Genomic DNA, 13,443 nt, shown 5'->3' on the forward strand with positions numbered 1-13,443 from the left:
TAGACATAAACTAAACCAGTTGTGGGTAACGGATATCACTTATATTCCGACGAATGAGGGATGGCTGTATTTGGCGACCGCAATGGATTTGTATTCTCGTAAGATAGTAGGTCGGGCAATGAATAAAACCATGACAAAGGAATTGGTTATCTCCGCATTAAAGATGGCTTACAAACGTCAAAATCCTGGAAAAGGTGTTATTCACCATTCAGACCGAGGTGTTCAGTATGCCTCCTATGAATATCAGAAACTATTAAAAAAGTATAATATGACAGGCAGCATGAGCCGAAAAGGTACCATTCAAAAAAGCAACATATAAAATTAATGGAATAGTCGCCCCTGTTAACATATCTGTAAATATAGCATAGCAATGCATTAATCGAACCCATTTAAATAGATAAAAGCAGAACAACCATTAGCTGCTCTGCTCTCAAACTTACCCTTGCAATTTATTTTTCAGACTCGCGTATACGTATGCCCACATATCCTTGTTATTCACATATGCGTCCACGATTTTCTCATGAACGACTTGTTGCTTTGCTGCAAATGTTGGATCATCTTTCGCAGGTAGATCTGAACGAAGCTCCATTACAAACGCTTGTACTTCAGGTGCTCGTGGTCCCCACACTGCTTGCTCTTTCCCTTCTTTATCAATAAAGACGAAGATTGGAATAGCACGTGCGGTCCCGTTTGTTAAATATTGATCCATCAGTTCTAAGTTGCTATCTCTTAAAAGCACACTTGCACGAATCCCCGCTTTTTCTGCAAGCTTTGCTAAAATCGGCATGTTCATCATGGCATCTCCGCACCAATCTTCTGTAAGCACAATAACGCGCAGTTCTTTTTGGCGCAGCTCATTAAAAAATGCCTCATCACTTGGAAGTTCAAAGCCCTCGTAAATTTTTTGCAGATTTTCTTTGTTTGTTGTCATTGCATCTATGTATGCTTCAATCGTTGTACCCTTGTCATACCATTCATTTAATGTTGTCATGAAAATCCTCCTAGAAATTTTATTCTAGACCTACTATACCATATTGAAAGGAAGTGATTGATGAAAACGGTTACTGGCATTCCAAAAGAATTTTCCTTACTTTTGTCCATATGAGGTACCTGGTACTCGCATCTGACACCCCTATCTATTTGAAGTTAAAGAACCGCCCCTTCGCTTTCCCTTGAAAAGTAAAAATTAGATATAACTTGATTGCTAATATGATAAAGAACTACCCTTAAGGAGGAGCATGATTGAAACCGTCGCTAAAAGTCCGGATTAAAGATATAATAAATAAAACTAATAAAAGAGGGGTTCCAAAATGGAAACCTAGAAGTGATCTTATCATTTTCATAAAGTGAACCTTCCATCAGTGGGGGTTTTACTGCCCGTTAAGTGTGGGATAAACGAAAGAACAGAAAACAGAAAACAAATACCAGATGACTGGGAGCTTAAAGATTACAACAACTTGATTATGAATATAATGAATACTGCAGATAACGATATTCATCTCTATCACTTGCAAACTTTTAAGCAGGAATACTTTGTTTTTGATGATGATTATTGGATCGTGATTATAGGTGCTAACGGAATAGTGGATACTGCTTTTTCTAGTAAGAACACAAAAAATTATTTACATCCAAATAAAGGTTATAAATATTTAGGAAAAGGAAGGGAGGTATTTAAATGAGCATGTATAAGCAGGATATTCTTAATTACGGTGAAGATGTAAACGATTTTGAAATCAGCCCATTTGAAAGTGTACAGATGTTGCACAATAGAAGTGAAATTCAAATGGTGTTTCATGAATTAAGCTTAGAAGAACAACAACTTCTCGCTGAATATGACGCACGCCTATTCAAGAATGTACACAAGATGTACCGACATATTAAGAAAGCGTATGATTTTAACTTATCCAATCAGCCTAATGACGAATGGTGGTGGCATTTGGATAAAGTGATAAACGGGACCATTAAAGTCGGATTAACAGCAGGAATTAGTGGAAATGTTAGGTAAAAAACCATCATTAGTTGGCTCTTTTGGCTTTGCCTTCTATTTACGATAAATGTGAAAAAGAACGTTTTAAGAAAACAGTGAAGAATATCCTCAATTTTCCTAAAGCTTTCTTTTTTTGTCAGGTTATTCTTTAAACTCTTCAAATTCCCTATCTTCTCCACCCGAATCAGCCAAACTATAAGAATTTTTTACAGAATATACTATTTTTTCACCGTTTAAAGAGTTGATATCTATTTCTACAACTGTCTTCTCAATACCACCATCAATATATGCAAGAAATGCAGTGTACTTCTTTCCATTTTTATGATAAGAAGCCATCACATTGTAATCAGAATTGGGTGGTACTGACTTGATATTATAGAAAAGAGTTTCACCATTTCTTAGCTTTGGAAACTTGAATAATGGAATATTATATTCACCTTCTAGATATACTTCTAATTCTGGAGTTTCTGATTGATAGAGATTTGTTACCGAGATATTTATTCCATCTCGGTATGAGTCATACTCGCTTTCATCCAAATGAAAGACTTGGATTACTGCTAGTGCTAACACAATTAAAAAAATTGATATTGCTAAAAAAAGATAAATTTTGTTTCTTATTAACATGTTCAACCCGCCTACAATTGTCTAATTTCCTCTTATTGCTCTTCGTAATTCTGATTACTTTCTTCATTAAACGAATCTCTATATTTCTTTTTAATAATGGTAAAAAGAAATACTACCATCGAATTTAAAATAAAAAATGTATATATGTTAAGGAATAAGGTATTTGTATATTGATTAACCCATGAAAGACCATAGATTCTTGAGGTCTCTTTTCCTACAGGTCCACCCAATTGATCGATTAAGTTTACCGCATACCGATATTGCAGGAAACAACCTATCAAAAAAATTGCCAATGATCCTAGGCTAACAATTTTCCAAATATGAAGCTTCCAATTTAATCTGCTCAGTATTTTCCATAAACAGTTAGACAGCTGTACAAAAGTATTCGCTGCAAAAATAACAAAAAATATGCCTAAGTTGCCATTGTCCGATGTTACCTCAGGGCTGGGAGTAAGTAGTGCAACAAAATAAAGGATACGATATTTAAAAGCAGCAAAATTACCGCACGAAACAAAAAAATAGCCCAAAGGATCTCCTTTGAACATCTTTCTTAATTACCATTATTAAACCCATTAGTATTTTTTACTAGGTACTATTGCATCTCTAATAAGCATTTCAACTACTGTTCCAATACTTTCATATTGATGTACATCAATACGAGGCGTTTCCATTTTATTTGAATATTCAAATTGAAAATGAAAATCAGGATGATTAGGTACATTTTCAACCGTATCAAAATGAATGACATATTCTGCACAACCATTATTATTCGATTTTGCAAACGTGATAATGGACGTTTCTACGATACATTCATTATCCTCTACTCTAAAAGTTTGAGCTAATGACAGAATAGAGCCATCATGGAAACGTATATAATCACCCACTAATGAATCTCCAGTTTTTAAAAAGGCATAGGATTTTGTTGTAAAAGAGTATCTGCCTTTCGATATTTCGGCAATACACAAGATGGAAGGCAAGCTATTAGCATCTCTAACATAATTTTTATATCCACTTATACAATTACATACATACTGTTTATATAAATAAGCAGAACCATTGTAAATAACGCGTGTATCTAGCATCTAACTCTCCCTCAATATACAATACTTATTATTTCTTTAGAAATCCCTCTAAAATCTCCCATCTTTTTAATAAAGCTCTAGAGTAATTTTTCACTTCCCCTTCATCAATTGCATGTTTAAATTCATCCACATTTTCATACCCACTCGAATCTTGGAGCATTTTGATATCCTGCAGAATATGATCCAAATTATAAGATGGTATATTTTCTTCCGTTTTTATAATTGGTGTTGCATTCGCACTTGAGTTCTCTACAAAGATTTTTGCGTTAGAAGAACTTGCTTCTTTCACTATTTGAGCTGCTTTCTCTAAAGAATACTGATACCCATTTGAATTTTTTATTGATTGATTTATTCTTTTCATATAAGGAGATGATTTTTTTGCTTTTGTTTTAACAATCACAAGACCCTCTGATGTTTCCACTACAGCACTTGTTGACATTTGTTTATTTTTTCTATAATCAGAAGCATACCTATTTATTTGTTTTTTAGCTGTTCCATCTACTCTGTGCTTACGATATAAACCTTTTGTCATCATCATCACCTCTTTTTAGATTCCTTTATTCCTTTATTATATCACCATTCCTTCATTTATAACGTTCACCCATGTTCTTCTCCATTCTTTTTTTACAGAACCTCTCTAGGGCCTAAGATTTTAAGTGCCTAAAAATGTATTTTTATGGTGCCTTTTCTTTTACAAAACCTCTATTTCTAAACAAAAATTAAAGTCGCACTCATGAAGAGTGCGACGGCGTTCTATTTACTCTACTATGGGCGATATTCAAATTTCAATCCACGCACTCATGAAGAGTGCGACCCGAAACAATCTTTGCAGATGGGTACAATCCAACAATTTCAATCCACGCACTCATGAAGAGTGCGACGGCAAAACAGCTTTAGCAGGAAGATAACCAACAATTTCAATCCACGCACTCACGAAGAGTGCGACAAACATTGATTTCGCTTGATAGAGTTAGAGCATTTATTTCAATCCACGCACTCACGAAGAATGCGACCGCACCAGATACCGTTTGTTTCATTGATTCCAAAATTTCAATCCACGCACTCACGAAGAATGCGACGATCTCCAACTAGAGGACTTAAACAGTCTCCAGTAATTTCAATCCACGCACTCACGAAGAGTGCGACATCTACTCCTTTTCTCTACATATTAAATCAAAAATATTTCAATCCACGCACTCACGAAGAGTGCGACATCTCCATCGAATAGAGACCTAACCGAAATGCTATTTCAATCCACGCACTCACGAAGAGTGCGACTTTGCTAATTTATTTATGTTACCTGGCTTATTTATTTCAATCCACGCACTCACGAAGAGTGCGACGTGGAGGATGTTTAGAGATAAGGTGTGATACATATGATTTCAATCCACGCACTCACGAAGAGTGCGACGTTACCAAAATTTACAAGGTTACGTTTTTTAGAATTTCAATCCACGCACTCACGAAGAGTGCGACCGGAGTAAAACCTTCCGACGGAATGCCCTTCGGAATTTCAATCCACGCACTCACGAAGAGTGCGACAATATTTGCTTTAACTGGCTTGAATGTAAAGGATGATTTCAATCCACGCACTCACGAAGAGTGCGACAATGGTGGTGACGAGAGCATGAATATAGATTATGAATTTCAATCCACGCACTCACGAAGAGTGCGACAAAATGAAGGAAAAAGCCTTTAAAACTTTGGGTATTTCAATCCACGCACTCACGAAGAGTGCGACTAATGCTAGCGGAAAAAGTAATATATTTAGTGCTATATTTCAATCCACGCACTCACGAAGAGTGCGACAACGGATGAGCAAAGAGAGAATTTTACACAAGAGATTTCAATCCACGCACTCACGAAGAGTGCGACGAGAGTTTTTCTTAGAAGGAAAAGATGTCGTATTTATTTCAATCCACGCACTCACGAAGAGTGCGACTACATCCCAAAACTTTTATATCTTTGGCAGATATATTTCAATCCACGCACTCACGAAGAGTGCGACGGAAATTATGTTAGACGATTATATTAGATACGATGATTTCAATCCACGCACTCACGAAGAGTGCGACAGCGAATTTTTCATCAAAAGAAGTAATTTTTCACTTTTTCGACTAAAAAATCGCTATTTTCCTTGTGAACCAAGGAACAATATTGAACATTTTAAGTATTTAGTAGTAAATAGCAATAAATTTCAGGTGCGAATCTCCTAGAAAAATCGTGTGAGCTTTACATTCGCACCTAGGTAAGTATATTAATGGATAAATAAAAACTTCCCTTTAAATTGCTATTTTGTTTATGCCTTCATATTTGACATTATTCTAATATTAACTATTATTGCCAACTTGACTAGTTCCTTTAAATAAATCATTAACAAAGCCACAGTCAATTTTAACTGCCTATTAAGAGTCGGCTAAAGCCCAATTCCTTTTTTTACAATTTTACAGACCTTCCCACTTTATACTCTACCTTATTTCCCCATAACCGGATACTTCTCCCGATTCTTCACCATCTTTGCCAATCCTTCTTTCTCTAAATCAATGTCTAGTTTATCCGCCAATTGAATTAAATAGATCAATACATCTGCCATTTCTTCTTTGATATTTTGGAAATCATTTTCTTTTGCTTCTTTGCTTGTTTTCCATTGGAAGTTTTCTAGCAATTCGCTTGCTTCTAGGACAATGGAGATAGCTAGATCTTTTTCGTCATGGTATTGTTTCCAATTTCGCTCATCTCGGAATGCTAATACATCTTTTATTAATGCGTTCATTTTGTAAACCCCTATTCTTATTTTTTTATTAATATGTATAATGAGCTCTTTTATTTTTCAACTTGAGGTGAAGCTGCAAAAGTCTTCTTTCACAACCTTTCAACTGCCTCAAAGCCCTTTGTTTTCTTAAAATTCATCTTATGTTCAAAAGATTCTATTGCGTCAGAGCAGTCGATGTTTGCAAAATTCAGCCTGTTTAGTTTTTCTTTCTCTAGTTTTACAGAAAGAATCGTTATTTTTTCGTCATAGCCTGTTGCAGTATTTAGTCGATGATCGGCTGCATGTATGTAAACTGTGTTTAATGGCAGCAGGGCAAATAGATCACGGGCGATTCTTAAAGCGCAGCTGCATACATAATCTTGTTGAATATCAAAAAACTTTCCTTTTGGCATTTGCTTTCTGGAAAGTTTGCCTGTTTTCGTTAAAGATAATTGCTCGTTTGGAACAACGTTTTCTGCATTTACTTCAAATTCAACTTCCATTACTTTGGAATTTTCACAAACGAGTTCAAAGCCACTGCCGAATTCTGTAAGGTCTTCTAGTGGTGCAAATGCTTCGATCACTTGAAAATACGTATCGATATCGCCAGCCAATACGTTTGCCGCAATGGTTGCATCCCTCTCCCATGCTTGATAATCTTGTCTATCCTTTTCTCTTGCTACTAATACTTCTTCCCGTAATTTTTGTTCTTCTGATTGCTGATTTTTAAATATCCTTGATAGTAAGCCAGGTTTATAGTTTTGTAGTTTATGTAGAGCTATTTGCTCATTCGGTCCTATTTCTGCTATATGCATATTATAGGGAGGAACAGAGCTTCTTATATTTCCCCAATTAACCGGTTCATCTGCTTCTATATGAATGGAATGAATTCTATCGATTGTATTTTCATATGCTTCCACAGCGAGCCTTGCCTGTTCCAATTCATTCATTTTTTCTATTTCCCGTTGTCTTCTCTTTATATCTGCTTGCCTTTGATAAGCAGGCGACTTTCTGTTTCTGCTCCCGGAGGTTGAATAGGATAATCCTGTCCCCGGAATACCGGCAGTTACTCTGCTGCCTGTCCGAGAGTTAACACTATACCGAAGTCCTTTTACACCGGCACTCATGCCAACGCTTTTGGAACCAACATTTAGCCGGACACCAGGAGCAATTTTAAAACTTTTCCGAAAACCAATACCCATGCTAATAGCCCTCCTTTTTTCCATATTATAGCATACTAAAAAAGGGGAATTTTCAAAAAAAGTTTATTAGGCCCTAATAAACGAATGTCCATATGTGTGCTATTTGCTACTTTATTCAAAATTAATTTTTATTTAATAAAATTCTAATCTCCTGCTACAAATTATACATCCAACTATTTATAATAAGAGGACAGATACCTGAAAGGATTGTTATAAATGATTAGAAAAGCAGATATTTTAGATAGATTAAAATCATTAATTGGAAAAGAACTTACTAGCGAAAATTTACATGAAGCGGTATTTTGTGAAGAAAAGCATAAAAAAATCCTGCGCCGTTTTCACACAGGTACACATACATATATCCATTACACCGTTCACACGAAGGTTGATGTGGAATGGCAAACCGTAGCAGACATTACGATTCCTGGCAACCCGTACACGTTTCAAGTTGGCATTGAAGAAATAAATGGACAAGTTATTATTCATTCTGAACCAAGAATTTCTTTTGCTTATCTATAATAGGTGACATAAATTTACTATCATTTGTTTCTGCTATTATTCCATCAAACTTAGGAGACATTTTCATGCAAAAACTAATCTTTGAATCCGCTTGGGACAAAACAATCTCACAAAAGGATCGCAAAGCAATTGAACAAGCATTTCAGAAGGCAGACATCATTGAAACCGCTGCTATCCCGATTACTCCCCTTTGGCAAGCGATCAATCACAAGGGAGATTTACTTGCGACCGTTATTATTCATAATATAAACAATAAAGATCTATTTTTAAATCATACTAGACTAAATTATTTTGAAGAGAATACGCTTATTGCTGAATATGCATTTAAGGTGTCAGCTATTATTCTACCGCCAAAAACAAGTATGCCTTGGACATTTATTTTCCCAAAAGAAAGCTTGATTCAACAGCCCTCCCTTCAGAACGGATATTTGCAAATAGAAGAATGATGTAAAAATGACCAGGAGCGCAAATTGGCTTATGCGGTCCTGGTCATTTTAGTTTACCCCCACTGAGGAAGTTTAGTTTATTTCTTTAATCCCATTGCATTTTTTATAGCATCAAAAATATGCGTATTTTCATAGCTTCCTGCCAATAATTCAGCGTTCGCTCCTGTTGCTGTTAATGGAACGGTAACTCCACCATGTCCGCTAGTTGTCCAATCAACCGTAAATTGATTATTGCTTTTTGCTACTTTGAATGGTCCATCTTCTTTCGATATTCCATCTCCTGATTCATCGCTTGAGCTTACATCTTCAATCACCAGACCGCCGCATTCATGATCGGCTACAACGAGTACTAATGTATCACGATGTTTTTTTGCATAGTCTTTGGCTATTTTCACCGATTTGTCCAGCTGTTGTCCTGCTTTAATCATTTTTTCGGCATTGTTTTCATGAGAGAATTCATCTGTTCCCTCTTCCTCTACCATTAAGAAACACACATGATTTCACACTCACACCCCGGCATGAAAATTTTTTCTAAGCCGGGGTTTTACTTTTTTGTCCATTTTTCCATACTGATTAATGCTATGGGAAGTAATCTTTACGTGCGCTTTTGTGGTGGTTCGACCCTGTATAAGAAACTGTTTGGAATTTGCCTTGTGTACACCCCTTTGTTGACTCTTCAATTTTTGAGGATGATCACGTACAGAAAAATGCTGTTTGACCAAGCTTATTCCACTTTCCATAGACACTACTTTGGAGGTTGTTTTATTTGGACATTTTATTAACCCATTGTGCCGGAATGGATGTTCATCAAAAAGAGATTGTAGTTTGTGCCCTAACTGGCACTAATAATGAATCCATTCAAAAAGAAACCAAGACTTTTTCCACTTTAACCAAAAGTTTATTTGATTTATTAAAGTGGTTAGAAGAAAAACAAATTACACACATTGCTCTGGAAAGTACCGGAATCTATTGGAAGCCGGTATACAACATCCTTGAAGGATATTTCGATATTACTGTGGCCAATGCCCAACGTATTAAAAACGTTCCTGGTCGTAAGACCGATGTTTCAGATGCAGAATGGATTGCCAAGCTTCTTCGTCATGGATTGATTGAAAAAAGCTTTGTCCCTTCCCAAGATCTTCGGGAATTAAGAGATTTGAACCGTTTACGCAAGAAATGGGTTGGTAACTTAACAGCTGAAAAAAATAGAATTTCAAAGGTCCTCGAATGTTCAAACATAAAGCTTGGTTCAGTTATTTCTGATATCTTTGGGGTTTCTGGACGTAAACTTTTGAAACAGTTAGTCGATAATGGATACCTTGATAAGGCTGATGTTGATGCCAATATCCATCATTCTCTCCGCAAGAAGGCTGATACCATTTCCGATTCTCTTTTCGGAACATTAAATGAACATCAAATGTTTATGATTAAAAGCTCTTGGAATCATATCATGTATTTGGAAACTTCCATTCAAGAACTTGAAAATAGGATAGATACCCTGCTTCATTCCTATCAAGAAGAAAAAGAAATACTTTTATCTATCCCAGGTATAAAGGAACACACAGCTGCTGTTATTATTGCGGAAATCGGAACAGATATGAGCCAATTCCCTTCATCAAGACATTTAGCTTCTTGGGCTGGTGTATCACCTGGCAATAATGAAAGTGCTGGTAAAAAGAAAAGTTCCAAAAGCGTTCAAGGAAACCCACATATAAAAGCTGCTCTTTGTGAGGTTGCTTGGGCTATATCAAGGTCGAAAAATACCTCAATGTCAAATGTTTTTTGGTCTCTATCTGCAAGAAGAGGAAAGAAAAAAGCTTTACAGGCTATTGCACATAAAGTTTTAAGAATTATATATACCCTATTTATTAATAAGCAACACTTCTCTGAACCACGTCTAGCTGGTTAGACGACCTTCCATTACAATACTCTATTAAGGTTGTGATTTTTTTAAAAAATTGAGGTCACACCCTTTCTTTACTATTGTCTTTTTTCTAGAAGTCCACGCTTCAAGATTTTCTTTACACCAAAATCCTGTACCCGCCCTATCAAATAGAACACGTTACTGTATTATACAGATACCCAGAATAGCCACTCGCCCGTTTTATTTTCACAGAAAAAAGCCTTTTTTATTTTTTGATAAAGTATCAATCGCTTTTTTCGTCATATCAGGCAAAGGAACGACTGGATTATATAAATTACCTTGTCCCTCTTCTCTTTGTTCAAACATTTCTTCATTGGCAAACAACCCTAAGATTTTGCCGCTGTTTGCTTTATCCAATTCCTTTTTATTTGTTACATATTTATATCCTAGTTTTTTCGCTTTTTCAACTAGATTCCCCTGTGTTCCTTTGCTTTTTTCCGATGGATCTTTAGCAGGCTCGTCCTCATACTTCCCAGCATTTCCAGCAGGATACCAGAAATCTTCGCCACCACCCAGCAATACATCCACTTTGCTTTTTTCTAAATATTGTTTAGCAATCTCGCTTTGTTTCGAACGATCGGCAACATGTGAGCCAAATGCTGCTGGTGTAGCATCCGTAATCTGGCTTGTTGTAACCAAACCGGTTGACTTTCCAGCTTTATCTGCCATTTCCAGAATCGTTTTTACTGATTTTTTGTTCGCATCCACTCCAATTGCTCCGTTATAGGTTTTCACCCCAGATGCCATAACTTTAAAGGACAAGTATTATAGAATTACATATTATTTGTAAATATATGGTAAAATCAAGATGACAAAAAAGTGTTAGGCACCCATAAGGAACAAATGTCCTTTTGCAGCCTGACACTTTATCTTCTAACAAAGTTTTTCTTCGCCCTATCTATTTCCCAAACCGTTTGCGATACCCGCACTTCCTGCATAGTTCTTCGACTGCGACTCTTCTTGAAAAACCATCCACAATGTTTTTTGCTCTATCTCCTTCGATAATATCAGAAAAGGAGGCATCATTAATATTTCCAAGGTTAATTACTCCCTCTCCATCTAAACAACAAGGGATCACGGTTCCATTTGCTAGTATTCCTGCTTGATTTCGAAGACCATAACAGAAGCCTTTTCCATCATCCTCTTCTTCATGCAGAGCTGGCCACTGAAACTCGTAATCTTGATTAATAAAGATGCGTTCCGCAATTTTTACGCCACTTCCTGGTGTTACCTTTTCTTCAATTTTATAGTCTAAATCAAATTCTTTTTCAATGATTTCAAGTAATTGCCGATTTCTTTGTTTTTCCAGATTCGTCATATTATCTTGTGTGAGATTCCAAAGTCGTAGTGAAACAATCATGTCAGATTGGCTTGTTGCTTCTTTAATGAAGGAAAGAATACTTTTCACATATCCTTCCTTATCTGTAGAGCCCTCATGTCCATCAAAGCTATGCAGAGAAAAATTCATTTGTCTTAATGCAGGTTTGTTTATTATTTTTTGCTTCTTCTTATTAATTAATGTTCCATTTGTTGTAATATTAACTTTAAATCCTTTTTCATGACTTACATCTAATAATTGTTCTATTTTAGGGTGCAGCAGCGGCTCCCCCTTAACATGTAAATAAATATAGTCTGTGTGCGGTTTAATTTGGTCTAAACGCTTCGAAAAATCCTCCACAGAAATGAATTGCTTCTGCCTTTCTGTTGGCGGACAGAAACTACATGCAAGATTACATACACTTGTAACCTCTAAATAAAACTTCTTAAACTTCTTCAACCAAAATCCCTCAATTCCTTTACTACTTAGAACAGCATAAAAAAATTGTTCCTTTCTTATTACAGCATAAGTTGGAGTAAATAGAAACATGATTATTCGAGGAAATAAATAGCTAAATGATTAAAATTGAAACAAAATGACCTAAAACTGAAACAATAAAACAGAAAACTAAAACAATGATTGAGTAGATGGAATGATTTCCACCTATAATAACGCTTTTATCATAGAATCACTGCTCATTCGGACACTTTTTCATAAAAATAGTGCGTATACTTCCATTTTTTTCGATAACAAAACTTTTTTTTAGTCTAAGCGAAGCAAAGTGCGCTATTCGGCACTCCGCTTCGTTAATAATTCCTAGTATTATAAAAAGAATGCAACAGTAATCTCTATAGCTTTAGCGAAAATATTTTTCTTCCTTTTCAACTATCACCTAATAGCTTCTTCTGTTTCTATGTCAAAAAAATGGGCTTTTTTCATATTAAATGCTAACTGAATTGCATGCCCGATTGTTTGTTTGTTTCTTCCCTCTACTCTTGCAGTTAGGACATTACCGCCTACTTTCACGTAGAGATACGTTTCAGAACCCATATCTTCTGCTAAATCAACTATTCCCTGTACAATGGTTTGTTGTGATGCTGTATTCCCTTCTTTATTTGCCAGAATATCCTCTGGGCGAATACCAAGGATAATTTCGTGTCCAACATAGCCTTTCGCATAAAACACTTTGCTTTGCTCCTCTGAAATCGGAATCGAAAAAGCATCTGCTTGAAAATACACGCCACCATGTGCTTCTACCAATTTTCCATCTATAAAATTCATGCCAGGTGAACCGATAAATCCAGCAATATACTTATTAGCTGGATAATCATAAATGTCTTTTGGTGGCGCTACCTGCTGGACAACTCCTTCATGCATCACAACAATACGATTCCCATTGTCATGGCTTCTGTTTGATCATGTGTTACATACACAAATGTTTTCTCTAAGCTCTTATGTAATCTGCTAATTTCCTAACGCATTTTTACACGTAGTTTGGCATCTAGATTGGATAAAGGTTCATCCATTAAAAATACTTTAGGATTACGTACGATGGAAATTAAACCAAATCCCATCCTTGCAGCTACCCG

Annotated in this window: 14 protein-coding genes, 3 pseudogenes and 1 CRISPR repeat array; of the genes and pseudogenes, 6 read left to right on the forward strand and 11 right to left on the reverse strand. The window is 35.9% G+C overall.

Annotated elements, in window-relative coordinates; translation table 11 throughout:
* Positions 1-16: 16 nt before the first annotated feature.
* Positions 17-319, forward strand: a pseudogene (locus tag AC5LWL_RS17330) (transposase); the annotation flags it as partial.
* A gap of 117 nt (positions 320-436) precedes the next feature.
* Here the strand turns inward: AC5LWL_RS17330 and AC5LWL_RS17335 are convergent.
* Entirely contained in the window at positions 437-991 is a 555-nt protein-coding gene (locus AC5LWL_RS17335) for a thioredoxin family protein (protein ID WP_493435477.1), read from the reverse strand.
* Positions 992-1,361: 370 nt separating this feature from the next.
* Here AC5LWL_RS17335 and AC5LWL_RS17340 point away from each other — a divergent pair, with 370 nt between their 5' ends.
* Together AC5LWL_RS17340 and AC5LWL_RS17345 are read left to right on the forward strand one after the other, a co-directional pair.
* Positions 1,362-1,679 carry a hypothetical protein gene (locus AC5LWL_RS17340; protein WP_493435478.1) on the forward strand — a complete coding sequence of 106 codons (318 nt, stop codon included), beginning with the start codon at positions 1,362-1,364 and terminating at the stop codon, positions 1,677-1,679.
* Complete coding sequence (locus AC5LWL_RS17345) at positions 1,676-2,005, forward strand: hypothetical protein (protein ID WP_493435479.1); 330 nt, start codon at positions 1,676-1,678, stop codon at positions 2,003-2,005. The genes AC5LWL_RS17340 and AC5LWL_RS17345 overlap by 4 nt, the downstream gene beginning before the upstream one ends.
* Before the next feature lie 123 nt (positions 2,006-2,128).
* Here the strand turns inward: AC5LWL_RS17345 and AC5LWL_RS17350 are convergent, their stop codons facing one another.
* The 6 genes from AC5LWL_RS17350 to AC5LWL_RS17375 form a co-directional block, all read right to left on the reverse strand.
* Positions 2,129-2,611 (reverse strand): hypothetical protein, encoded by a 483-nt coding sequence (locus tag AC5LWL_RS17350; protein ID WP_493435480.1) that lies wholly within the window; start codon positions 2,609-2,611, stop codon positions 2,129-2,131.
* A 32-nt stretch (positions 2,612-2,643) separates the two neighbouring features.
* Positions 2,644-3,138: a hypothetical protein gene (locus tag AC5LWL_RS17355; protein WP_493435481.1), complete on the reverse strand. Its 495-nt coding sequence runs from the start codon at positions 3,136-3,138 to the stop codon at positions 2,644-2,646.
* 45 nt (positions 3,139-3,183) lie between these two features.
* Complete coding sequence (locus tag AC5LWL_RS17360) at positions 3,184-3,693, reverse strand: hypothetical protein (RefSeq protein ID WP_493435482.1); 510 nt, start codon at positions 3,691-3,693, stop codon at positions 3,184-3,186.
* Between the two features lie 28 nt (positions 3,694-3,721).
* Positions 3,722-4,225, reverse strand: a complete 504-nt coding sequence (locus AC5LWL_RS17365) for a hypothetical protein (RefSeq protein WP_493435483.1) — start codon at positions 4,223-4,225, stop codon at positions 3,722-3,724.
* A 250-nt stretch (positions 4,226-4,475) separates the two neighbouring features.
* Positions 4,476-5,768: direct repeats of the CRISPR family, unit length 32 nt; unit sequence ATTTCAATCCACGCACTCACGAAGAGTGCGAC.
* A 398-nt stretch (positions 5,769-6,166) separates the two neighbouring features.
* A complete protein-coding gene (locus AC5LWL_RS17370) occupies positions 6,167-6,466 on the reverse strand; it encodes a nucleotide pyrophosphohydrolase (RefSeq protein WP_493435484.1) in 300 nt (99 codons plus the stop codon).
* Between the two features lie 89 nt (positions 6,467-6,555).
* Complete coding sequence (locus tag AC5LWL_RS17375) at positions 6,556-7,647, reverse strand: DUF4236 domain-containing protein (protein WP_493435485.1); 1,092 nt, start codon at positions 7,645-7,647, stop codon at positions 6,556-6,558.
* Positions 7,648-7,863: 216 nt separating this feature from the next.
* On the opposite strand from AC5LWL_RS17375, the gene AC5LWL_RS17380 reads away from it, so the two are divergent.
* Together AC5LWL_RS17380 and AC5LWL_RS17385 are read left to right on the forward strand one after the other, a co-directional pair.
* Positions 7,864-8,166 carry a hypothetical protein gene (locus tag AC5LWL_RS17380; RefSeq protein ID WP_493435486.1) on the forward strand — a complete coding sequence of 101 codons (303 nt, stop codon included), beginning with the start codon at positions 7,864-7,866 and terminating at the stop codon, positions 8,164-8,166.
* 65 nt (positions 8,167-8,231) lie between these two features.
* Positions 8,232-8,612: an SLAP domain-containing protein gene (locus AC5LWL_RS17385; RefSeq protein WP_493435487.1), complete on the forward strand. Its 381-nt coding sequence runs from the start codon at positions 8,232-8,234 to the stop codon at positions 8,610-8,612.
* 77 nt (positions 8,613-8,689) lie between these two features.
* Here the strand turns inward: AC5LWL_RS17385 and AC5LWL_RS17390 are convergent.
* Positions 8,690-9,100, reverse strand: a pseudogene (locus AC5LWL_RS17390) (alkaline phosphatase); the annotation flags it as partial.
* A gap of 278 nt (positions 9,101-9,378) precedes the next feature.
* Between AC5LWL_RS17390 and AC5LWL_RS17395 the strand changes: the two are divergent.
* Positions 9,379-10,521 carry an IS110 family RNA-guided transposase gene (locus AC5LWL_RS17395; protein WP_493432573.1) on the forward strand — a complete coding sequence of 381 codons (1,143 nt, stop codon included), beginning with the start codon at positions 9,379-9,381 and terminating at the stop codon, positions 10,519-10,521.
* A 204-nt stretch (positions 10,522-10,725) separates the two neighbouring features.
* Here AC5LWL_RS17395 and AC5LWL_RS17400 read toward each other — a convergent pair.
* The 3 genes and pseudogenes from AC5LWL_RS17400 to AC5LWL_RS17410 form a co-directional block, all read right to left on the reverse strand.
* Positions 10,726-11,283: pseudogene (locus AC5LWL_RS17400) on the reverse strand (alkaline phosphatase); the annotation flags it as partial.
* Between the two features lie 151 nt (positions 11,284-11,434).
* Positions 11,435-12,313 (reverse strand): radical SAM/SPASM domain-containing protein, encoded by an 879-nt coding sequence (locus AC5LWL_RS17405; protein WP_493435488.1) that lies wholly within the window; start codon positions 12,311-12,313, stop codon positions 11,435-11,437.
* A 429-nt stretch (positions 12,314-12,742) separates the two neighbouring features.
* Complete coding sequence (locus AC5LWL_RS17410) at positions 12,743-13,231, reverse strand: TOBE domain-containing protein (protein ID WP_493436644.1); 489 nt, start codon at positions 13,229-13,231, stop codon at positions 12,743-12,745.
* Positions 13,232-13,443: the final 212 nt, after the last annotated feature.

It is taken from the genome of Niallia sp. WK069_GA_01 (assembly GCF_983173855.1).

Coding starts and splice junctions, on each gene's coding strand:
- AC5LWL_RS17375 (WP_493435485.1), bottom strand. CDS start 7,647: ATGGGTATTGGTTTTCGGAAAAGTTTTAAAATTGCTCCTGGTGTCCGG.
- AC5LWL_RS17380 (WP_493435486.1), top strand. CDS start 7,864: ATGATTAGAAAAGCAGATATTTTAGATAGATTAAAATCATTAATTGGA.
- AC5LWL_RS17350 (WP_493435480.1), bottom strand. CDS start 2,611: ATGTTAATAAGAAACAAAATTTATCTTTTTTTAGCAATATCAATTTTT.
- AC5LWL_RS17385 (WP_493435487.1), top strand. CDS start 8,232: ATGCAAAAACTAATCTTTGAATCCGCTTGGGACAAAACAATCTCACAA.
- AC5LWL_RS17365 (WP_493435483.1), bottom strand. CDS start 4,225: ATGACAAAAGGTTTATATCGTAAGCACAGAGTAGATGGAACAGCTAAA.
- AC5LWL_RS17360 (WP_493435482.1), bottom strand. CDS start 3,693: ATGCTAGATACACGCGTTATTTACAATGGTTCTGCTTATTTATATAAA.
- AC5LWL_RS17335 (WP_493435477.1), bottom strand. CDS start 991: ATGACAACATTAAATGAATGGTATGACAAGGGTACAACGATTGAAGCA.
- AC5LWL_RS17345 (WP_493435479.1), top strand. CDS start 1,676: ATGAGCATGTATAAGCAGGATATTCTTAATTACGGTGAAGATGTAAAC.
- AC5LWL_RS17370 (WP_493435484.1), bottom strand. CDS start 6,466: ATGAACGCATTAATAAAAGATGTATTAGCATTCCGAGATGAGCGAAAT.
- AC5LWL_RS17410 (WP_493436644.1), bottom strand. CDS start 13,231: ATGCATGAAGGAGTTGTCCAGCAGGTAGCGCCACCAAAAGACATTTAT.